The organism is Kitasatospora sp. NPDC096140 (assembly GCF_040303045.1).
GTDB lineage: Bacteria > Actinomycetota > Actinomycetes > Streptomycetales > Streptomycetaceae > Kitasatospora.
The window spans coordinates 64,135-83,378 of sequence record NZ_JBEOUW010000041.1 but is presented as its reverse complement, the minus strand read 5'-3'; the positions used below and the strand labels follow the sequence as shown (position 1 = coordinate 83,378).

Genomic DNA, 19,244 nt, shown 5'->3' with positions numbered 1-19,244 from the left:
GGAGGCGTAGGAGGCGCCGCCGCCGCCGTGGACGTGCAGGTCCACGAAGCCGGGGACGACGGTGTGACCGGTCAGGTCGAGGTCGCCGGGTTCGGCGGCGCCGCCGAACGTGCCGTTCGTGAGGGCGGAGATCCGGTCGCCCCGGACGGTCAGGCGGCCGTCCTCGACGACACCGCCGGGCAGGACCAGCCGGGCACCGGCCAGGACAGTACGGTCACGGTCCGCGGTGGTCACGCGGTCACCTCCATCGAGAGCAGGTCCCAGGCGAGCAGGCCCGCGCCCAGGGACGCGGCGGTGTCTTTGAGCATGGCCGGAACGACCTTCGGGGGCATCTGGAAGGTCAGGCGCTCGGTGACCGCCGCGCGAAGCGGTGTGAAGAGGGTGTCGCCGGCTTCGGCGAGCCCGCCGCCGACGATCACCGTGGACGGGTCGAGCAGGCTCTGGGCGAGGACGATGCCGTCCGCCAGGGCGTCGACCGCCCGCTGCCAGACCGCGAGTGCGCGGTCGTCCCCGGCGTCCACCGCGGCGGCGCAGGATGCCGCGTCGGCGTCGGGGTCGCCGCTGGCCTCGGCCCAGGCGCGCGAGACGGCGGAGGCGGAGGCCAGGGTCTCCAGGCAGCCGCGGGCACCGCAGCCGCACGGTGGTCCGCCCGGGCGGACCACGACGTGGCCGATCTCGCCGCCGTAGCCGTGCGCGCCCGCCTCGATCCGGCCGCCGATGCCGATGGCGCCGGCGATGCCGGTGCCGAGGGCGATGAACAGGAAGCGGTCGACGCCCCGGCCGGCGCCGAGCCGGCCCTCGGCCAGGCCGCCCGAACGCACGTCGTGGCCGAGCGCCACCGGCATCGCGGTGCCGTCGGGACCGGCCAGCCGCCCGCCGAGGAGCGTGCGCAGGGGGAGGTCCCGCCAGCCGAGGTTGGCGGAGAAGACCGCGATTCCGTTCTTCTCGTCGATCGTGCCCGGAACGGCCACCCCGGCCGCGAGCGGGGCGACGCCGAAGCGGCGGCGGCCCTCCTCGGCCAGGTCGGTGGCGAAGTCGAGGATGGCGGCGACGACGGCGTCCGTGCCGTGCTCCCGCCCGGTCGGTCGGCGTGCCTCGAACAGCACGGAGCCGTCCTGGGCGAGCAGCGCGGCCTTCATGCCGGTGCCGCCTACATCGAGTGCGATGACGTGCTTCACGGAGGACAGTTTCCCTTGGTGGATAGAAGAGGTCTAGTCCAGTTGTCGGATTGGTCTGGTCCATACTGGGTGAGCTTTGTCGCAGCTGCGGGGGTGTGCGGGGCTTTGGGCGGGGGCGTACGGGGGGTGTCCGGGGGTTGTCCGGGAGGTGCTCGGGGGCGCCGGTGTTGCGCATCGCGCAACGACCCGGGGCACTTCGGTAACCATTGCGGCGGGGTGGCCCAGTGGTGTGGACCAGTGCTCCGCCGGTTTGGCAGTGTGGCGCCTCCCCCCTGCCGGAATCCCTCGTTCCGGCGGCAGTTCTTCCCCTAAGGCGGTACCCGCGTTGAACAGGCGCGTCCACGTTCCCACCCGTGTGCTCGGCAGTGTGCTGGCCGGAGCGGTGGCACTCACCGGTGTCGGCGCGTGCAGCGGGCAGGGCGACGGGACCGTCACCCTCAAGCTGGTCGCCGCGGACTACGGGGAGAACCAGGAGACCGGCTCCAAGCGCTACTGGGACGCGGTCGCCAAGGACTTCGAGGCCGCCAACCCCGGGATCAAGGTCAGCGTCGAGGTCGACAGCTGGACCGAGATCGGCAAGAAGGTCGACGACATGATCGCGGCCGGGAAGTCGCCGGACCTGCTGCAGACCGGCGGCTTCGCCGACCAGGTCGCGGCGGACCGGCTGTACCCGGCGTCCGACGTGCTCACGATGGACGCCCAGGCGAACTTCCTGGACGGCTTCGCGCACGCCGGGCAGGTGCTCGGCATCCAGTACGGGATCCCGTTCGTGTCCTCGTCACGGGTGCTCTTCTACAACAAGGCGGTGTTCCGGCAGGCGGGGATCGCGCAGCCGCCCGCCACCTGGAGCGAGCTGAAGCAGGACGCGGAGAAGATCAAGGCCAAGGTGCCGGGGGTGACCTCGTACGGGCTTCCGCTGGGGCCGGAGGAGGCGCCCGCGGAGTCCATGCTGTGGACGCTGAGCGGCGGCGGGAGCATCTCCGACGACGTGGGCAACTACACCATCGACAGCGCCCAGAACCAGGCCACCTTCGGCTGGCTGAAGAGCAACCTGGTGAGCACCGGCCTGACGTACCCGGACCCGGGGAAGATGAACCGCACCCCGGTGTTCCAGGACTTCGCCGCCGGGAAGGTCGCGATGCTGAACGGGCATCCGACGCTGCTGCGGATGGCGACCACCGGGAACATCGACTTCGGGACGGCGCCGATCCCGAAGAAGGACGGCGTGGGCCGGACGGGGAGCCTCGGCGTCGCGGACTGGATGATGGCGTTCAAGGCGAACGGGCACAAGAACGAGATCAAGAAGTTCCTGTCGTTCGTCTACAACCGGGACAACCAGCTGAAGTTCGACGAGCAGTACAACCTGCTGCCGGTCACCCAGGACGCGTTCAACCAGATGACGACGGACCCGAAGCACGCCGACCTCAAGCAGTTCGCGGTCGGGCTGACCAACGCGAGCTTCTACCCGTTCGGGGACCCGGCCTGGGGCGAGGTCAGCAACCGGATCAAGGCGGGGATCGGGCAGGCCGTGACGGGGGACCCGAAGCAGGTGCTCGGGGGGCTGCAGGACGCGGCGGTCAAGGAGGCGGCGCGGGTCCGCAAGTAGGGGCCCCGTCGTCCGGCCCACGCCGTGCCGCGGAGGCCCGGTCCCGGTGGTTCGGGGCCGGGCCTCGGTGCGTCTCCGCTCAGGGGAGCGTGATCGCGTAGGCCTTGCGGAGGGTCTCGTGGACCGTCCACGTGGTGCGGTCGCCCTCGCGCAGCACCGCGCAGTCGCCGGGGCCGACCTCCAGGGTCGGGCCGCCCTCGATCTCGATGGTGGCCCGGCCGCTGAGGACCACGAACATCTCGTCGGCCTCGACGTCGGTGACCACACCGGGGGTGATCTGCCAGAGGCCGCGCAGCTGGCGGCCGTCCGCGGACTCGGAGAGGACCCTGCCGGTGACCTCGGGGGTGCCGGAGACGATCTGGGACGGGTCGAGCGGGTCGGGTTCGAGGTCGGCCGCGGGGATGTTCAGGACGAAGCTGGGCGTGGTCATGGGGTGACGTTAGCCGGGGCCGGAGAGCGGTGGGGCGAGCACTGTGTGTCGGGGTCGCGCGGGAGAATGACACTCCGTAGTGGTCGGCGGAGGTGTGCGCGGTGGGCGAGCTGAGTGAGCGGGACCGGGCGGTGCTGGCGCTGGAGGGGCGCCAGTGGCGGACGGCGGGGGCCAAGGAGCGGGCCATCCGGGAGGAGCTGGGGCTCTCCTCCACGCGGTACTACCAGCTGCTGAACGCGCTGCTGGACCGGGAGGAAGCGCTGGCGCACGCACCGGTGCTGGTCAATCGGCTGCGGCGGATCCGGGCCGCTCGACGGGCGGCCCGCTAGGGAGCCGGTGAAGGGGTGGGCTGCGGGCGGCCGGGGGGTATGGGCCTCGGTATGGGATTCGAAGAGACGTGGGTGCCGGGGACCGAGGCCGGGCGGGACGGGGTGCGCGCGATCCTGCGGGCGCCCCGGGACGCGGTGATCGGGCTGGACTTCGACGGGACGTTGGCGCCGATCGTGGCCGACCCCGGGCAGGCGAGGGCGCATCCGGGGGTGGCGGGGGCGCTGCGGGTGCTGGCCCCGGCGGTCGGGGCCGTGGTGGTGGTGACGGGGCGGCCGGCGGCGCTGGCGGTGGAGTACGGCGGGCTGGCCGGGGTGCCGGGGGTCGTGGTGCTCGGGCACTACGGGGCCGAGCGCTGGGAGGGCGGCGAGGTGACGGCGCCGGAGGTGCACCCGGGGGTGGCCGGGGCGCGGGAGGCGTTGCCGCTGGTGGCGGCACGGGTGGGGGCACCCGAGGGGGTGTGGGTGGAGGACAAGGGGCGCTCGGTGGCGGTGCACACGCGGCGTACGGCGGCGCCCGAGGAGACCTTGGAGCTGCTGCGGGCGCCGGTGGCGGAGCTGGCCGCCGAGTACGGGCTGGTGGTGGAGCCCGGACGGCTGGTGCTGGAGCTCCGGCCGCCGGGGGTGGACAAGGGTGCGGCGCTGACCGGGTTCCTGCGGGAGCGCGGCGCCCGGTCGGTGCTGTACGCGGGCGACGACCTCGGGGACGTGGCGGCGTTCGCGGCGGTGGAGGAGCTGCGCGGGGACGGGCTGGCCGGGCTGCTGGTGTGCAGCGCGGCGGTCGGGGACGCGCCGGTGAAGGAGCTGGCCGACCGCGCGGACCTGGTGGTCGCGGGGCCGGCCGGGGTGGTGGAGCTGTTGGCGGCGTTGGGGGAGGCCCTCACCGGGAGTTGAGCGGGGCCAGCGCGTTGAGCTGGTCGAGGAACCACTGCTGCGGGGGGAGTGCGGTGGCCGCCGCCGCGAGGCGCTTGGTGCGGCCGGCGCGCTCCTCCTCGGGCATGGTCAGCGCGGTGTGCAGGGCGTCGGCGGTGGCGATGACGTCGTACGGGTTGACCGTCAGGGCGTCGTCGGCCAGTTCCGCGTGGGCGCCGGCCTCCCGGGAGAGGACCAGGGCGCAGCCGCGGTCGGAGACGACCGGGACCTCCTTGGCCACCAGGTTCATGCCGTCCCGGATCGGGTTCACCAGGGCGACGTCGGCCAGGCGGTAGGCGGCGAGGGAGCGCGGGAAGTCGTCGTCGACGTGCAGGATCAGGGGCTGCCAGTCCGGGGTGGCGAACTCGGTGTCGATGGCGTCGGCGAGTTCGCGGACCTGCGCCGTGTAGTTGCGGTACTCGGCCAGGTCGGTCCGCGACGGGTAGGCGAAGGCGATGTGGACCACGCGGTCGTGCCACTCGGGGCGGGTGCGGAGCAGGTGCCGGTAGGCCAGCAGGCCGCGGACGATGTTCTTGCTCAGCTCGGTGCGGTCGACCCGGACGATCGTGCGGCGCTCGCCGACGGCCTCGCGCAGGGCGGCGAGGCGTTCGTCCACGTCGGGGCGGTGGGAGCGTTCGCGCAGGAAGTCGGCGTCGGCGCCGAGGGCGTGGACGCCGAGGGCGGTGGTGCGGCCGTCGAGGGTGACGGTGAGCGCCTCGTGGTCGACGTCGGCGCCGAGGAGGTCCGCGCAGCAGGCGGCGAAGGCGCGGGCCCAGCGTTCGGTGAGGAAGCCGGCCCGGTCGGCGCCGAGGATGCCGGTGAGGACGGCGCGGGCGACGTCGTCGGGGAGCATCCGGTAGTACTCGGGCGGGGCCCAGGGGGTGTGCGAGAAGTGGCCGATCCGCAGGTCGGGGCGGGCGGCGCGGAGCAGCGCCGGGGCCAGGGACAGGTGGTAGTCCTGGACGAGGACGGCGGCGTTCGGGGCGGCCTCGGTGGCCAGCGCCTCGGCGAAGGCCGCGTTGTAGGCCCGGTAGGCGGCCCATTCGGTGCGGAAGTCGGCGTCGAAGGCGGGGGCGGTGGGGGTCGCGTAGAGCAGGTGGTGGACGAACCAGAGGGTGGAGTTGGCGACGCCGTTGTAGGCGCGGGCGAAGGTCTCGGGGTCGATGTCCAGCATTCGGACGGCCTGCCCGCCGACGTTGTGGCCGGCCAGGTCGAGGCGGCCGTCGGGGGCTTCCGCGGCGGCTCTGCGGTCCGCGGCGCCGAGGGCCGCGCAGACCCAGACGGCGTTCGGGTCGTCGATGGCGGAGAGGCCGGAGACCAGGCCCCCGCCGCCGCGCCGCAGGGTCAGCGTGCCGTCGTCGGCGGTGCTGAACGACACCGGTCCCCGGTTGGAGGCCACCAGGACGGGGGCGGTGCCGGTCGCACTCGAACGTTCGGTCGTGAGATCGCCCATGGTTGGCATGTTGCCGGGCGCCCGGCGTGGCAAACCCGTCATCGGTGGGTGGCGTATTCGGGGACGGTGTGCATCGGGGGGCGTTCCAGGGCGGTCACCGGGTGGGTGTGGGCGAGGAAGGCACGGGTCTCCGGGTCGCGGGCGAACTGGGTGAGCTCCGGGCGGACCAGGTCGGCGGAGGCCTTGAGCCGGTGGGCGCGGTCGAGGCGTTCGAGCGCGGTGCGGTAGATGGTGGCGGCCATCCGGCCGAGGGCCTGGCCGTCCTGGTGGCGGTGGTGCCGGACGCCGACGTCCACCTGGGCCAGGGCGTCCAGGCCGACCAGCTCCAACGCGTCGACGAGCAGGCCGAGTTCGACGCCGTAGCCGGTGGGGAAGGGCAGCCGTTCGAGCAGTGAGCGGCGGGCCGCGTACTCGCCGCCGAGGGGTTGGACGAAACCGGCGAGTTCCGGCCAGTGCAGGTTGAGGAGGGGGCGGGCGACGAGTTCGGTGACCCGGCCGCCGCCGGCCGGGAGGACGGCGGCGCGGTCCCCCGCGGCGGAGCCGCTCAGTGCGACTTCGAGGGGGCGGTCGTACATGGCCTTGACCAGCTGGATGGACTCGTCGGTCAGCAGCGGCCCGACGATGCCGGAGACGAAGGCCGGGTCGAACTCGCGCAGGTCGGCGTCCACGAAGCAGACGATGTCGCCGCGGGTGACCAGCAGCGAGCGCCAGAGCACCTCGCCCTTGCCGGGGGCGGCGGGCAGCCGGGGCAGGATGGCGTCGCGGTGCTCCACCCGGGCGCCGGCCTCGGCGGCGGCCTCGGCCGTGGCGTCGGTGGAGCCGGAGTCGACCACGACGAGTTCGTCGACCAGCGGGAGGCGTTCCATCAGCTCGCGGCGGACGGTGCGGACGATGTCGCCGACGGTGGCCTCCTCGTCCAGGGCGGGGAGGACGACGCTGATCGTGCGGCCGGTGCGTTCCTTGGCCGCGAGGAGGGTGTCGACCGGCCGGTCGGCCGCGCTCCAGGAGCGGCGGCGCAGCCAGGACGCCGCCTGCGGGAGGAGCTCGGGAGTCGGTTCGGCGGGCACGGAAGTCTCCTCGGCGGGTCGGGTGGGACGGGTCATCTCGCGTGGCGGACGGTCCCGTTCAGGATTGGCGCCTTCGGATACAGTCTTCGTACAGCGGTAGGACCCATGCACGCCGGGGTCGCCGTCGAGCACCACCACAATTTCACAAGCTCATCCAGAGGGACTGAGGGAACGGCCCGTTGACGTCCCGGCAACCTTCTCGCGCGGCTGTCGACGACAGGCCCCGGCGGGACAGGTGCCAATTCCGGCCTGTGGCGCGTCCGCGCTGCGGGGAAGATGAGGAGAGAGGCCTCGCCGTCATGGCTATCGACACTGCCGCACCCGTTTCCGTGGACCTCGGCCCCGCCGCCGCCCTGTCCTGTCGGGAGTGCGGAACCCGCTTCCCGCTCGGTCCCAGCTTCGCGTGCCTGGAGTGCTTCGGCCCGCTGGAGATCGCCTACGAGTTCGGCAGCGAGGGCGCCGAGGAGCTGCGCAAGCGGATCGAGGCCGGCCCGACTTCGGTCTGGCGGTACGCGCCGCTGCTGCCGGTGCCGGCCGACGTGGCGTCCAAGCCCAACCTGAACCCGGGCTGGACCCCGCTGGTGAAGGCGGACAACCTGGGCCGCGAGCTCGGCTTCACCGCGCAGCTGCACATCAAGGACGACTCCGGGAACCCGACGCACTCGTTCAAGGACCGCGTGGTGGCCTGCGCCATCGAGGCGGCGCGGGCGTTCGGCTACACGACGCTGTCCTGCTCCTCCACCGGCAACCTGGCCGGTGCGGTGGGCGCGGCGGCCGCCCGGGCCGGCTTCCGGTCCTGCGTGTTCATCCCGCACGACCTGGAGCAGGGCAAGGTCGTCATGGCCGGGGTGTACGGCGGCGAGCTGGTCGGCATCGAGGGCAACTACGACGACGTGAACCGCTTCTGCTCGGAGCTGATCGGGGACCCGGCCGGCGAGGGCTGGGGCTTCGTCAACGTCAACCTGCGGCCGTACTACGGCGAGGGCTCCAAGACGCTGGCGTACGAGATCTGCGAGCAGCTCGGCTGGCGGCTGCCGGAGCAGATCGTGATCCCGATCGCCTCGGGCTCCCAGCTGACGAAGATCGACAAGGGGCTGCAGGAGCTGATCAAGCTCGGCCTGGTCGAGGACCGGCCGTACCGGGTCTTCGGCGCCCAGGCCGAGGGCTGCTCCCCGGTGTCGGCCGCCTTCAAGGCCGGCCGGGACGTGATCAAGCCGGTCAAGCCGGACACCATCGCCAAGTCGCTGGCGATCGGCAACCCGGCCGACGGCCCGTACGTGCTGGACATCGCCCGCCGCACGGGCGGCGCGGTGGAGGACGTCACGGACGCCGAGGTCGTGGCGGCGATCCGGCTGCTGGCGCGGACCGAGGGCATCTTCGCCGAGACCGCGGGCGGGGTGACCGTCGGCGTGCTGAAGAAGCTGGTCGAGACCGGGCAGCTGGACCCGGCCAAGGAGACCGTCGCGATCAACACCGGCGACGGCCTGAAGACCCTGGACGCCGTGTCCGACGCCGGGATGAGCGCCGTCATCCGCCCGACGCTGGACGCGTTCCGCGCCGCCGGCCTCGCGTCCGCCTGAACCACGCCGCCGGCCCCGTGCCCGCCCCGACCGCTGCCCCGCAGGGCCGCACCCCCGCAAGGAGAGTCATGAGCGCCAACGTCCGCATCCCCACCATCCTGCGCACCTACACCGGCGGCGCCGCCGAGGTGACCGCCGAGGGCGCCACCCTGGGCGAGGTCATCGCCGACCTGGAGAAGAACCACGCGGGCATCTCCGCCCGCATCCTGGACGACACCGGCAAGCTGCGCCGTTTCGTCAACGTCTACGTGAACGACGACGACGTGCGCTTCGCCGAGGGCCTGGCGACCGAGATCGAGGACGGCGCCGGCGTCTCGATCATTCCGGCGGTGGCCGGCGGCTGCTGAGCCGTCCCGCGCGCCATTCGGCCGCCCGTACGTACGGAATTCCGCTCTCCGTATGTACGGGCGGCCGGTTGCATTCCGGCGGGAATATTTCCGGGTCGAGTCGGAGTAGAGTGTCGCTCGGTTGGGAACAGGGGTTCCCTCTCGGCCGTTCGCGGCGTTCCGCCGGGCAGGGCCCGGCCGATGGGACCGGGCCGTGAAACATGTCAGGCCGATGTCAGAATTACCGCGGGGATTTGGGTAATTCGTCCGCTATGTCCCGCGTGGAATGCCGAGATTTTTCCGATTCGGCCCGTCGTGTCCCTTGCCGGCGGGGCGGAATTACCGGCGGTTGACCCTGTTGCAGAGGGCTTCGGTCCGGATACATTCAGCGGCGGTCGACGCAATCACCCGCTCACCGGAGCCCGTTGGGCGTTCCGTGCGGACGGTTGCGGCGTGCACGGCTGCGCCCAGGGGGGGTTCCCCGGGTGGGCCGTCAACCAACCCGGGCCCGCGACCTGCGGGCGCGTGAAGGGCCAGCACAGCACTAGGGGAGTTCGGAATGGCTCAGGGCACCGTCAAGTGGTTCAACGCGGAGAAGGGCTACGGCTTTATCGCGGTCGACGGTGGTGCGGACGTCTTCGTCCACTACAGCGCGATCCAGATGGACGGCTACCGCACCCTTGAGGAGGGCCAGCGGGTCGAGTTCGAGATTTCCCAGGGACAGAAGGGCCCGCAGGCGGACATGGTTCGCGCGGCGGTCTGACCCCTTCCGACTCCAGGAGCTCGGCGCGGCCCACGGCTGGTGACCGCTCGCTTCTCGACGGGCCCGTACGACACGCGTCGTACGGGCCCGTCGCCGTTCCCGGGCGGCCCCCCGGGGTGGTCCCAGCGGCGGCTCGCGGGTTGGCGATTGGGCTTGCACTCGACCACCCGGAGTGCTAATCATTGGCGTTAGCACTCACAGCGTGAGAGTGACAGCGGACCGGGTCGGTGAGGCCCCCGGGAGCGGTAGGGGAAAAGACCCCCGCACACCAGGGCCGTCCGTCGCGGGCACCCCTTGGTCCGAGCAGTCGACCGTGTCCCGGAGGACCACTTCTGATGGCCAAGATCATCGCCTTTGATGAGGAAGCTCGCCGCGGCCTTGAGCGTGGCATGAACCAGCTCGCCGACGCAGTGAAGGTCACGCTCGGCCCCAAGGGCCGCAACGTCGTGCTGGAGAAGAAGTGGGGCGCCCCCACGATCACCAACGACGGTGTCTCCATCGCCAAGGAGATCGAGCTCGAAGACCCGTACGAGAAGATCGGTGCGGAGCTCGTCAAGGAGGTCGCCAAGAAGACGGACGACGTCGCGGGTGACGGCACCACCACCGCCACCGTGCTCGCCCAGGCCCTGGTTCGCGAGGGTCTGCGCAACGTCGCCGCCGGCGCCAACCCGATGGCCCTGAAGCGCGGCATCGAGAAGGCCGTCGCGGCCGTCTCCGACCAGCTGCTGGCCCAGGCCAAGGACGTGGAGACCAAGGAGCAGATCGCCTCCACCGCCTCCATCTCCGCCGCCGACACCCAGATCGGCGAGCTGATCGCCGAGGCCATGGACAAGGTCGGCAAGGAAGGCGTCATCACCGTCGAGGAGAGCAACACCTTCGGCCTGGAGCTTGAGCTCACCGAGGGCATGCGCTTCGACAAGGGCTACATCTCCGCCTACTTCGCCACCGACCTGGAGCGCATGGAGGCGACGTTCGAGGACCCGTACATCCTCATCGCCAACTCCAAGATCGGCTCGGTCAAGGACCTGCTCCCGCTGCTGGAGAAGGTCATGCAGAGCGGCAAGCCGCTCGTCATCATCGCCGAGGACGTCGAGGGCGAGGCCCTGTCGACCCTGGTCGTGAACAAGATCCGCGGCACCTTCAAGTCCGTCGCCGTCAAGGCCCCGGGCTTCGGCGACCGCCGCAAGGCCATGCTCGGCGACATCGCCATCCTCACCGGTGGCACCGTGATCTCCGAGGAGGTCGGCCTCAAGCTGGAGAACGCCGGCATCGACCTGCTGGGCACCGCCCGCAAGGTGGTCATCACCAAGGACGAGACCACCATCGTCGACGGTGGCGGCGACAGCGAGCAGGTCGCGGGCCGCGTGAACCAGATCCGCGCCGAGATCGAGAACAGCGACTCGGACTACGACCGCGAGAAGCTCCAGGAGCGCCTCGCCAAGCTGGCCGGCGGCGTGGCCGTCATCAAGGCCGGCGCGGCCACCGAGGTGGAGCTCAAGGAGCGCAAGCACCGCATCGAGGACGCCGTCCGCAACGCCAAGGCCGCCGTCGAGGAGGGCATCGTCGCCGGTGGTGGCGTCGCCCTGCTGCAGGCCGGTGTCGCCTTCGACAAGCTGGAGCTGGACGGCGACGAGGCCACCGGTGCCAACATCGTCAAGGTCGCGCTGGAGGCCCCGATCAAGCAGATCGCGACCAACGCCGGCCTGGAGGGTGGCGTCGTGGTGGAGAAGGTGCGCAACCTCCCCGCCGGTCACGGCCTGAACGCCGCCACCAACGAGTACGTCGACCTGGTCGCCGCGGGCATCATCGACCCGGCCAAGGTCACCCGCTCCGCGCTGCAGAACGCCGCCTCCATCGCGGCGCTGTTCCTCACCACCGAGGCCGTCATCGCCGACAAGCCGGAGAAGGCCTCCGCGGCCGCCGGCGGCGGCATGCCGGGCGGTGACATGGACTTCTGATCCTGATCGCTTCGATCGGATCGGTTCGTTCCTCGTCCGCGTGGGCGGTTCCCTTCGGGGAGCCGCCCACGCGGCGTTTCCGCGTTCCGGCGCGCCGACGGAGAATGGACGGATGGCAGCTGACGACATCGAGACCGCCCTGCACAACGCGCGGGCACTGATCCTGGCCGACCTCACCGCGCGGGACGTGGCGGACGCCGCCGTCGTCTCGCTGGTGGAGCAGGCGGTGACGCACCGCCGCTGGTGGCTGGAGCAGTGGCCGGACGGCACCGAGTACGTGCTCGGGCTGGTCGCCCAGGACGTCCAGGACGCGCTGCTGGAGGCGTACGGGCGCTGGCCGCTGTGCACCGGGTGCGCGGCCGACGGGGACCCGCACGCGCTGAGCGTGGAGCCCGAGCTGGGGCCGGAGCCGCACTGGGTGTGCGGCAAGCAGGGCGCGGTGGTGGCGCCGGTCGGGAAGCTGGTCTGAGGAAATCCGGTCCGGGGGAAGCTGGTCCGAGGGGGCTGGTCCGGGGGAGGCTGCTCAACCCTCCAGGCGGCGGAGTTCGGCCGCCAGGTTGCCGTGGGCGGTGTCCGTGAAGCGCTCGCGGGCGGCGGGGGTGCGGTAGAGCGCGGGCAGTGCCAAGAGCCCGCGCAGCACGGCGGCGCGGCCGGCGCGGAAGTCCGGCTCGGGGACGAAGCCGTACTCCTCCCGGACGGCGGCCGCGTACGCCGCGTACGCCTCGGGGGTGCCGCCGAGGACGGCGAGGTCCGCGTCGCAGAGCACCTCGCCGTCGCGGTCGCCCGGTGCGGGGTCGTGGGTGACGGTGAGCAGGACGAGCCGTTCGACCTCGGCCACCCGGGCGGCGGGCAGGCCGGCGGCGGTGAGGGCCCGGACGGCCAGGGCGGCGCTGCGCTCCTCGTTCTCGCTGCGGTCGGGCCGGTAGACGGCGTCGTGGAACCAGGCCGCGAGGCGGACGGCGTCCGGGTCGGCGGCGTGCCCGGCCAGGTCGTCGACGTGCCGCAGGACCGCGCTCAGGTGTTCCCGGGTGTGGTACCGGCGCTGCGGCTCCGACCAGCGGCGCAGCAGCTCCCGGCCGTACGGTTCGGGGTCGGTCGCGGCGTCGCAGCGGTGCAGCAGGGCGGTCCAGGCGGGGAGCAGTTCCTCGGAGATCGTCATGGGTTCCATTCTGTCCGGCGATTCAGGTGGACGGTATATGCCGTCGGGCGATATATGTGGACCATGACAGAACGCTCCATGCAGGAGCCGACACTGCTTCTGCTCACCGCGCTCGCCGATGCCCCGAGGCACGGCTACGCGCTCATCCAGGAGATCGCCGTGATCTCGGAGGGCCGGGTCAAGATGCGCACCGGCACGCTCTACGGAGCGCTCGACCGGCTGCTGGGCCAGGGCCTGATCGAGGTCGCCGCCGAGGAGGTGGTGGACGGCCGTGCCCGGCGCACCTACGCGCTGACGGACGCCGGCCGCGGTGCGCTGGCCGCCGAGGCCGCGCGGCTGCGGGCGGTGGCCACCGAGGCGGAACGCCGGCTCGCCGCGCTCCGCTCGGTGCTGAAGGGGAAGCCGGGGCCCGAGGGGCGGGCCCTGGGGGGAGGGGGTCTCGCATGACCACGCCGACGATCGGAGCGCCCCCGGCCGCGCTGAGGGCCGCGCTCCAGCTGTTCCCGGCCGGCTACCGGCGGGTGAACGGCGACGAGATGGTGGCGGTCTTCGCCGACGCCACGGCGGAGGCGGACCGCTCGGCCGTCGCCCGGGAGGTGTTCGACCTGGCCGCGTACGGGCTGCGGGTGCGGCTCGGGCTGACCGGCTCCTCGGTGATCGGGCGCGTGCTCGCGCTGGCCGCCCCGATGGTCGCCGGTGCGCTGGCCGGCTCCGGGCTGGTGCCCTGGGTCGCCGACCCGGACCGGGCCACGTTCCAGCTGACCTGGGACCGCTCGTACACCTCGTACGCCATGACCTTCGCGCCGGCGGTGGCCGCGATGCTGCTGGGGGCGGCGGCGGTGCTGGGGCGCTGGACGGCCGTGCGGGTCATCGCGCTGGTGCAGGCGGTGCTCGGACTGACTGTGCTGGCCCAGGCGTTCGGCGGGCCGTTGTTCATCGACTGGTGGTGGATGGGGTACGTCGGCATGGCGACCCTGCCGGCCGCGCTCGCCGCGGTGCTGCTGCTCGCGGCGCCGACGGAACTGCTGCCGAGGCCGACCTGGCGCACCCGGGGGACGGTGCTGGGCGCGGTGGCCGGGGGCGGGCTGCTGGTGGCGCTCCAGCGCTGGGACGACACCACCTTCCCGCTGGACCGGCAGTGGTTCGTGGTGCTGCTGCTGGTGCCGCTGCTGCTGACCTTCACCGCGTTGCGCGGGCGGGAGCTGCCGGCCGCCGTGGGCGTCGCGGTGCTGTCGCTGACGACGTTCGCGAGCCTGTTCAACATCTGGCGGGAGTCGCGCGGGATCTCGCAGCTGCTGCCGGTCGCGCTGCCGGTGGTGGGGCTGCTGGTGATCGTCGCGGTGGCGGTGCACCGGATCGGGCGGGGCGGCGCGGGCGGTCCGGGGGCCGGCGGCGACGCCGGTCAGGAGCGCGCCGCGGCGTGACCCGCGGCCCGGGGCGGTCTCGTCCGGTCCGGTGGGGTGTGGCAGGCTGTCGATATGTCTAGACCAATTTTCGAAGTCATCGCGCTGACGCCCCAGGACGCCCAGGCCGCCGAGTCGGGCGGCGCCGACCGGCTCGAACTGGTCACCGACATGGCCGCCGACGGGCTCACCCCGGCCGTCGAGGACTTCGCCCGGATCCGGGCCGCCGTCGGCATCCCGCTGCGCGTCATGCTCCGGATCCGGGACGGCTTCGCCCCCGGCGACCTGGACGGGCTGTGCGCCCGGGCCGCCGAGCTGCGGGCCGAGGGCGCCGAGGAGTTCGTCTTCGGCTTCCTCGACGCCGACGGCGCCGTCGACCTGGCCGCCACCGCGGCCGTCGCCGAGGCGGTGGCCGGCTGCCGCTGGACCTTCCACCGGGCGATCGACCACAGCGCCGACCGGGCCGCCCTGCGGGCCGCCGTCGGCGCCCTGCCCGGGCTGGACACCTTCCTCACCTCGGGAGCCGCCGCCGGGGTGGACGCCGGGCGCCGGGTGCTCTCGGCCGAGCTGGCCCGGGCGGGCGGGCCCGGCCACCGGCAGCGGATCCTGATCGGCGGCAGCCTGCGGGCCGAGCACCTCGCGGAGCTGCGGGCCGAGGGCTTCGACGCCTTCCACGTCGGCGGCGCGGTGCGGGTCGACGGCTGGCACACGCCGGTGGACGCGGCCAAGGTCGCCGAGTGGCGGGCCCGGATCGACGGCTGAGCGTGGAAGCGCCGACAGCCGGGCGGCCGGTGCCCGTCGCACGGAGAAGGGGGCCGGGCCGTTCGCGGCCCGGCCCTTCTCCGCGTCGTCAGCGGAGCCGGTCCGGCAGCGGCTCGGCGTGCAGGACCGTCAGCCCGGAGACGGCGCGGGTCAGCGCCACGTACAGCCGCCGCAGGCCGGACCGCTCGTCGGGCTCGCCGGCGATCACCGCGGCGGGCTCGTCCAGCACCACGTAGTCGTACTCCAGACCCTTGGCCAGCGAGGCCGGCACGAGGGTCAGCCGGGCCTCGGCGCTGGTCTCGGTGCCGGGGGAGAGGTGCGGCAGGCCGGCCGCGGCCAGTGCCTCGGCGAGCAGCGGGATCCGGACGTCGGCGGCGATCAGGCCGGTCGAGCCCTCGCGCTCCAGGGCCTCCCGGCAGGCGGCGACGACCGCCTCCGGCAGCTCCCCGTCCGGGACGTGGCGGATCGCCAGCGAGCCGGGCGCCTCGCGGACCGAGGTGGCCGGGGCCAGGCCCGGGGCGATCTCCGGGAGCAGCCGGGAGGCGTACGCGATGACCTCCTCCGGCACCCGGAAGCCCTTGGTCAGCTCCTCGATGTGCGCCTCCGGCTTGCCCAGGTGGTGCAGCGCGTCCGGCCAACTCTCCGTCGCCCACGGGGTGGTGCCCTGGGCGAGGTCGCCGAGGACGGTGGCCGAGCCGGTGGTGCAGCGGCGGCCGACCGCGCGGTACTGCATCGGGGAGAGGTCCTGCGCCTCGTCCAGCACGACGTGGCCGAGCGAGGGCGTGCGCTGCACCAGGTCGGTGGCCTCGTCCACCAGGACGGCGTCGGCCGGAGTCCAGCGGGCGGTCTTCACCGAGCGGCCGGGCTTGGGCCACAGCACCGCCTGCTGCTCCTCGGGCGTCAGCACGCCCTCGGCGCACCCGGCCAGGAACGCCGGCTCGGAGAGCAACCGCAGCACCAGCTTCGCCGGGTCGACGGCGGGCCAGCACTCCTTGACCACCGCCTTGACCGCGCCGTTGCGCGCCACCGCGTCCTGCACCCGGTCGTCCGGGGCCTCGCCGCCCTGCTCCATCTTCAGCAGCACGGCGTGCGCGATGCGCTGCGGCAGGGCGTCGCGGGCGGCGCCGTAGCGCACCTCGCGGCCCTTCAACTCCTCGATGATCTCGGTGAGTTCGTACACCGGTACGCGCCAGCGGCGGGAGCCGCGGATCACCACGCAGGGCTCGGTGGGCAGCGTGATGCCGGCCCGCACCGCCCGGCGCAGCACCTCGGCCATCCGGGCGTCGCCCTTCAGCCGGGCCGCCTCCGGGGTGTCCTCGCCGCGCACCTCGACGTGTCCGACCAGCTGCTGCACGGTGGCCTGGGCGACGTCCAGCTCGCCGAGGGCCGGGAGGACCTGCTCGATGTAGGAGAGGAAGGCGTTGTTCGGCCCGATCACCAGGGTGCCGGTCCGGGCCAGGCGCTCGCGGTGCGCGTACAGCAGGTAGGCGACGCGGTGCAGGCCGACGGCGGTCTTCCCGGTGCCCGGCGCTCCCTGGACGCAGATGGTGCCCGTGACGTCGGAGCGGACGATCTCGTCCTGCTCGGGCTGGATGGTGGCGACGATGTCGCGCATCGGGCCGACGCGGGGCTTCTCGATCTCGGCGGCGAGCAGGGCGGAGGAGGTCTCCTCCTCGGCCGGGTCGGTGAGGTGCTCGTCCTCGTAGGCGGTGAGCTCGCCGCCGGTGTAGCCGAAGCGGCGGCGGCGCTCGACGTCCATCGGATCGGTGCGGGTGGCCCGGTAGAACGGCTGGGAGACCGGCGCGCGCCAGTCGATCACCATCGGGTCGCCGTCGGCGTCGTGGACGTGGCGGCGGCCGATGTAGAAGTTCTCTCCGCCGCCGCCCTCGCTCAGCTCCTCGCTGATCGCGTGCAGGTAGTCGAGGCGGCCGAAGAACAGCGGGGTGTGGGAGAGGTCGGCCAGGGCGGCGATCCTGGCCTCGATCTGGTTCTGCAGGACGACGGCGGACACCCAGGTGCCGGTCACGTCGCGCAGGTCCAGGGACTCGACGTCCTCGCGCATCGCTCGCAGCGCTGCCCGGGACGACGCCAGGTGGTCGCGTTCGCGCTGGAGGGGGTCGGTGGTGGGGGTGGCGGGCACAGCGAACCTTCCCGGCTGCCCCGGTGGCGGGCGCAGCGGATCGATGGAGCTCACGGTGGGGTACAGCCGACCGGTTGCCGAACGGTCGACGCCTCCCCCGGCTGCCTGCGGGACTTCAGCAGGTACCACGGTTCGGGAGGGGGCAGACGGACGATCCTAGACCCGTCCGGTCCGGGGTTCCAGCCGGGCAGGTCTCGGGGTTGCCCCTACCCCGGCCCCGGGGTCGCCCGTACACCCGGAGGACGACCTCCGTCCCGGCGGGTACGGCCTTTGGAGTGATGCCCTCGGCCGGTCGGGTGCCTACCGTTGAAGACATGAGCACCCAGAACCGCACCTCCCGTTCGGGCCCGGCCGGCGCGACCGCCGTCCAGGGCCGCCACCGCAATCCGCTGAGCACCGCCGTCCGCAACGTCGGCATCGCCCTGGACACCGCCGCGCGCGTGATCTTCCTCGGGCGCGACGGTGTCCGCTACTGAGTCGTCCGCAGCCGGGCCGTCCGCTGCTGGGCCGTCTGCCGCGGGGCCGTCCGGCTACAGCACGTCGTCCGCGTCGATGATCCGGTACGCGTAGCCCTGCTCGGCCAGGAAGCGCTGCCGGTGGGCGGCGAAGTCCTGGTCCACGGTGTCCCGGGCGACCACCGAGTAGAAGTGGGCCGCGTGGCCGTCCGCCTTGGGGCGCAGCACGCGGCCGAGCCGCTGGGCCTCCTCCTGGCGGGAGCCGAAGGTCCCGGAGACCTGGATGGCCACCGTCGCCTCGGGCAGGTCGATCGAGAAGTTCGCGACCTTGGAGACCACCAGGACGCCGATCTCCTTGTTCCGGAAGGCGTCGAAGAGCTTCTCGCGCTGGGCGTTGCTGGTCTCGCCCTTGATCACCGGGGCGTCCAGGGCCTCGCCGAGCTCGTCCAGCTGGTCGATGTACTGGCCGATGATCAGCGTCTGGTCCTTCTCGTGCTTCCTGACCAGCGCCTCCACCACCCGCCGCTTGGTCGCCGTGGTGGCGCAGAAGCGGTAGCGCTCCTCCGGCTCGGCGGTCGCGTAGGCGAGCCGCTCGGAGTCGGTTAGGGTGACGCGGACCTCGCAGCAGTCGGCGGGCGCGATGTAGCCCTGCGCCTCGATCTCCTTCCACGGAGCGTCGAAGCGCTTGGGGCCGATCAGGCTGAACACGTCGCCCTCGCGGCCGTCCTCGCGCACCAGCGTGGCGGTCAGGCCGAGCCGGCGGCGGGCCTGCAGGTCGGCGGTGAACTTGAACACCGGGGCGGGCAGCAGGTGCACCTCGTCGTAGACCACCAGGCCCCAGTTGCGGGCGTCGAAGAGCTCCAGGTGCGCGTAGACGCCCTTCTTCTTGGTGGTCATCACCTGGTAGGTGGCGATGGTGACCGGGCGGATCTCCTTCCTGGTGCCGCTGTACTCGCCGATCTCGTCCTCGGTGAGCGAGGTGCGCTTGACCAGCTCGTGCTTCCACTGGCGGGCCGAGACGGTGTTGGTGACCAGGATCAGCGTGGTCGACTTGGCCTCGGCCATCGCGGCCGCGCCGACCAGCGTCTTGCCGGCGCCGCAGGGCAGCACGACGACGCCGGAGCCGCCGTGCCAGAAGCCCTCGACGGCCTGCGCCTGGTACGGGCGCAGCTGCCAGCCGTCCTCCTCCAGGTCGATCGGGTGCGCCTCGCCGTCCACGTACCCGGCGAAGTCCTCGGCGGGCCAGCCGAGCTTGAGCAGCACCTGCTTGATCTGCCCGCGCTCGGAGGGGTGCACCACCACGGTGTCCGGGTCGACCCGGGCGCCGACCAGCGGGGCGATCTTCTTGGAGCGCAGCACCTCCTCCAGCACCGGCCGGTCGGTGGTGGCGAGGACCAGTCCGTGCGTCGGGTGCTTGAGCAGCTGGAGCCGGCCGTAGCGGCCCATGGTGTCGGCCACGTCCACCAGCAGCGCGTGCGGCACCGGGTAGCGCGAGTACGTCACCAGGGCGTCCACCACCTGCTCGGCGTCGTGGCCGGCCGCGCGCGCGTTCCACAGCCCGAGCGGGGTCACCCGGTACGTGTGCACGTGCTCGGGTGCCCGCTCCAGCTCGGCGAACGGCGCGATGGCGCGGCGGCAGTCGGCGGCCTTGGGGTGGTCGATCTCCAGGAGAAGAGTTTTGTCGCTCTGGACGATGAGCGGTCCGTCGTTCACGCGGGGGAGCCCT

General features: G+C 72.9%; 19 protein-coding genes, 1 pseudogene and 1 riboswitch. Of the genes and pseudogenes, 12 read left to right on the top strand and 8 right to left on the bottom strand.

The window, feature by feature from the left end; translation table 11 throughout:
• Both ABT048_RS32640 and ABT048_RS32635 read right to left on the bottom strand, forming a co-directional pair.
• Nucleotides 1-234 (bottom strand): annotated as a pseudogene (locus tag ABT048_RS32640) (N-acetylglucosamine-6-phosphate deacetylase); the annotation flags it as partial.
• Nucleotides 231-1,178, bottom strand: a complete 948-nt coding sequence (locus ABT048_RS32635) for an ROK family protein (RefSeq protein WP_350525175.1) — start codon at nucleotides 1,176-1,178, stop codon at nucleotides 231-233. The pseudogene ABT048_RS32640 and the gene ABT048_RS32635, both read right to left, overlap by 4 nt.
• A 325-nt stretch (nucleotides 1,179-1,503) precedes the next feature.
• On the opposite strand from ABT048_RS32635, the gene ABT048_RS32630 reads away from it, so the two are divergent.
• The gene (locus ABT048_RS32630) at nucleotides 1,504-2,784 is read left to right on the top strand and encodes an extracellular solute-binding protein (protein ID WP_350525174.1); all 1,281 of its coding nucleotides are present in this window, start codon (nucleotides 1,504-1,506) and stop codon (nucleotides 2,782-2,784) included.
• Nucleotides 2,785-2,863: 79 nt separating this feature from the next.
• Here ABT048_RS32630 and ABT048_RS32625 read toward each other — a convergent pair whose 3' ends face one another.
• Nucleotides 2,864-3,214, bottom strand: a complete 351-nt coding sequence (locus ABT048_RS32625) for a cupin domain-containing protein (RefSeq protein WP_350525173.1) — start codon at nucleotides 3,212-3,214, stop codon at nucleotides 2,864-2,866.
• Between the two features lie 101 nt (nucleotides 3,215-3,315).
• Here ABT048_RS32625 and ABT048_RS32620 point away from each other — a divergent pair, with 101 nt between their 5' ends.
• A complete protein-coding gene (locus tag ABT048_RS32620; protein ID WP_350525172.1) occupies nucleotides 3,316-3,543 on the top strand; it encodes a DUF3263 domain-containing protein in 228 nt (75 codons plus the stop codon).
• A gap of 51 nt (nucleotides 3,544-3,594) precedes the next feature.
• A complete protein-coding gene (gene otsB, locus ABT048_RS32615; protein ID WP_350525171.1) occupies nucleotides 3,595-4,434 on the top strand; it encodes a trehalose-phosphatase in 840 nt (279 codons plus the stop codon).
• Here the strand turns inward: otsB and ABT048_RS32610 are convergent.
• Both ABT048_RS32610 and ABT048_RS32605 read right to left on the bottom strand, forming a co-directional pair.
• Nucleotides 4,421-5,905: an alpha,alpha-trehalose-phosphate synthase (UDP-forming) gene (locus tag ABT048_RS32610; protein WP_350525170.1), complete on the bottom strand. Its 1,485-nt coding sequence runs from the start codon at nucleotides 5,903-5,905 to the stop codon at nucleotides 4,421-4,423. The genes otsB and ABT048_RS32610 overlap by 14 nt on opposite strands.
• Nucleotides 5,906-5,943: 38 nt before the next feature.
• Nucleotides 5,944-6,972 carry a glucosyl-3-phosphoglycerate synthase gene (locus ABT048_RS32605; RefSeq protein WP_350525169.1) on the bottom strand — a complete coding sequence of 343 codons (1,029 nt, stop codon included), beginning with the start codon at nucleotides 6,970-6,972 and terminating at the stop codon, nucleotides 5,944-5,946.
• 147 nt (nucleotides 6,973-7,119) lie between these two features.
• A riboswitch (SAM riboswitch) is annotated at nucleotides 7,120-7,255 on the top strand.
• Between the two features lie 16 nt (nucleotides 7,256-7,271).
• On the opposite strand from ABT048_RS32605, the gene thrC reads away from it, so the two are divergent.
• From thrC to ABT048_RS32580, 5 genes are all read left to right on the top strand, one after another.
• A complete protein-coding gene (thrC, locus tag ABT048_RS32600) occupies nucleotides 7,272-8,552 on the top strand; it encodes a threonine synthase (protein ID WP_350525168.1) in 1,281 nt (426 codons plus the stop codon).
• A 68-nt stretch (nucleotides 8,553-8,620) separates the two neighbouring features.
• On the top strand, nucleotides 8,621-8,899 hold the full coding sequence (locus ABT048_RS32595; RefSeq protein WP_350525167.1) for a ubiquitin-like small modifier protein 1: 279 nt from the start codon (nucleotides 8,621-8,623) through the stop codon (nucleotides 8,897-8,899).
• A gap of 538 nt (nucleotides 8,900-9,437) precedes the next feature.
• Nucleotides 9,438-9,641, top strand: a complete 204-nt coding sequence (locus ABT048_RS32590; RefSeq protein ID WP_030289665.1) for a cold-shock protein — start codon at nucleotides 9,438-9,440, stop codon at nucleotides 9,639-9,641.
• Nucleotides 9,642-9,976: 335 nt separating this feature from the next.
• Complete coding sequence (gene groL, locus ABT048_RS32585; RefSeq protein ID WP_350525166.1) at nucleotides 9,977-11,599, top strand: chaperonin GroEL; 1,623 nt, start codon at nucleotides 9,977-9,979, stop codon at nucleotides 11,597-11,599.
• Nucleotides 11,600-11,711: 112 nt separating this feature from the next.
• Complete coding sequence (locus tag ABT048_RS32580) at nucleotides 11,712-12,068, top strand: DUF8819 family protein (protein ID WP_350525165.1); 357 nt, start codon at nucleotides 11,712-11,714, stop codon at nucleotides 12,066-12,068.
• Between the two features lie 54 nt (nucleotides 12,069-12,122).
• On the opposite strand, the gene ABT048_RS32575 is transcribed toward ABT048_RS32580, so the two are convergent.
• Entirely contained in the window at nucleotides 12,123-12,758 is a 636-nt protein-coding gene (locus ABT048_RS32575; protein WP_350525164.1) for an HD domain-containing protein, read from the bottom strand.
• A gap of 63 nt (nucleotides 12,759-12,821) precedes the next feature.
• Between ABT048_RS32575 and ABT048_RS32570 the strand changes: the two genes are divergently transcribed.
• Genes ABT048_RS32570 through ABT048_RS32560 form a run of 3 tightly spaced genes read left to right on the top strand, consistent with a single transcriptional unit; the run spans nucleotide 12,822 to nucleotide 14,923 of the window.
• Nucleotides 12,822-13,205 (top strand): PadR family transcriptional regulator, encoded by a 384-nt coding sequence (locus ABT048_RS32570; protein ID WP_350525163.1) that lies wholly within the window; start codon nucleotides 12,822-12,824, stop codon nucleotides 13,203-13,205.
• Complete coding sequence (locus tag ABT048_RS32565; protein ID WP_350525162.1) at nucleotides 13,202-14,182, top strand: hypothetical protein; 981 nt, start codon at nucleotides 13,202-13,204, stop codon at nucleotides 14,180-14,182. Before ABT048_RS32570 ends, ABT048_RS32565 begins: the two co-directional genes overlap by 4 nt.
• Before the next feature lie 54 nt (nucleotides 14,183-14,236).
• Nucleotides 14,237-14,923, top strand: coding sequence for a copper homeostasis protein CutC (locus tag ABT048_RS32560; protein ID WP_350525161.1), 687 nt, complete (start codon nucleotides 14,237-14,239; stop codon nucleotides 14,921-14,923).
• A gap of 88 nt (nucleotides 14,924-15,011) precedes the next feature.
• Here the strand turns inward: ABT048_RS32560 and ABT048_RS32555 are convergent, their stop codons facing one another.
• Nucleotides 15,012-17,063, bottom strand: a complete 2,052-nt coding sequence (locus tag ABT048_RS32555) for a HelD family protein (RefSeq protein ID WP_350525160.1) — start codon at nucleotides 17,061-17,063, stop codon at nucleotides 15,012-15,014.
• Between the two features lie 314 nt (nucleotides 17,064-17,377).
• Between ABT048_RS32555 and ABT048_RS32550 the strand changes: the two genes are divergently transcribed.
• Nucleotides 17,378-17,539 carry a hypothetical protein gene (locus ABT048_RS32550; RefSeq protein WP_350525159.1) on the top strand — a complete coding sequence of 54 codons (162 nt, stop codon included), beginning with the start codon at nucleotides 17,378-17,380 and terminating at the stop codon, nucleotides 17,537-17,539.
• Nucleotides 17,540-17,593: 54 nt separating this feature from the next.
• On the opposite strand, the gene ABT048_RS32545 is transcribed toward ABT048_RS32550, so the two are convergent.
• The gene (locus ABT048_RS32545) at nucleotides 17,594-19,231 is read right to left on the bottom strand and encodes a DNA repair helicase XPB (RefSeq protein ID WP_350525158.1); all 1,638 of its coding nucleotides are present in this window, start codon (nucleotides 19,229-19,231) and stop codon (nucleotides 17,594-17,596) included.
• Between the last annotated feature and the right edge of the window lie 13 nt (nucleotides 19,232-19,244).

Excerpts from the sequence above, each read along its gene's own strand:
- ABT048_RS32625 (WP_350525173.1), bottom strand. The coding sequence starts at position 3,214 with ATGACCACGCCCAGCTTCGTCCTGAACATCCCCGCGGCCGACCTCGAA.
- otsB (WP_350525171.1), top strand. The coding sequence starts at position 3,595 with ATGGGATTCGAAGAGACGTGGGTGCCGGGGACCGAGGCCGGGCGGGAC.
- ABT048_RS32610 (WP_350525170.1), bottom strand. The coding sequence starts at position 5,905 with ATGGGCGATCTCACGACCGAACGTTCGAGTGCGACCGGCACCGCCCCC.
- thrC (WP_350525168.1), top strand. The coding sequence starts at position 7,272 with ATGGCTATCGACACTGCCGCACCCGTTTCCGTGGACCTCGGCCCCGCC.
- ABT048_RS32595 (WP_350525167.1), top strand. The coding sequence starts at position 8,621 with ATGAGCGCCAACGTCCGCATCCCCACCATCCTGCGCACCTACACCGGC.
- ABT048_RS32590 (WP_030289665.1), top strand. The coding sequence starts at position 9,438 with ATGGCTCAGGGCACCGTCAAGTGGTTCAACGCGGAGAAGGGCTACGGC.
- groL (WP_350525166.1), top strand. The coding sequence starts at position 9,977 with ATGGCCAAGATCATCGCCTTTGATGAGGAAGCTCGCCGCGGCCTTGAG.
- ABT048_RS32580 (WP_350525165.1), top strand. The coding sequence starts at position 11,712 with ATGGCAGCTGACGACATCGAGACCGCCCTGCACAACGCGCGGGCACTG.
- ABT048_RS32575 (WP_350525164.1), bottom strand. The coding sequence starts at position 12,758 with ATGACGATCTCCGAGGAACTGCTCCCCGCCTGGACCGCCCTGCTGCAC.
- ABT048_RS32570 (WP_350525163.1), top strand. The coding sequence starts at position 12,822 with ATGACAGAACGCTCCATGCAGGAGCCGACACTGCTTCTGCTCACCGCG.
- ABT048_RS32565 (WP_350525162.1), top strand. The coding sequence starts at position 13,202 with ATGACCACGCCGACGATCGGAGCGCCCCCGGCCGCGCTGAGGGCCGCG.
- ABT048_RS32560 (WP_350525161.1), top strand. The coding sequence starts at position 14,237 with ATGTCTAGACCAATTTTCGAAGTCATCGCGCTGACGCCCCAGGACGCC.
- ABT048_RS32550 (WP_350525159.1), top strand. The coding sequence starts at position 17,378 with ATGAGCACCCAGAACCGCACCTCCCGTTCGGGCCCGGCCGGCGCGACC.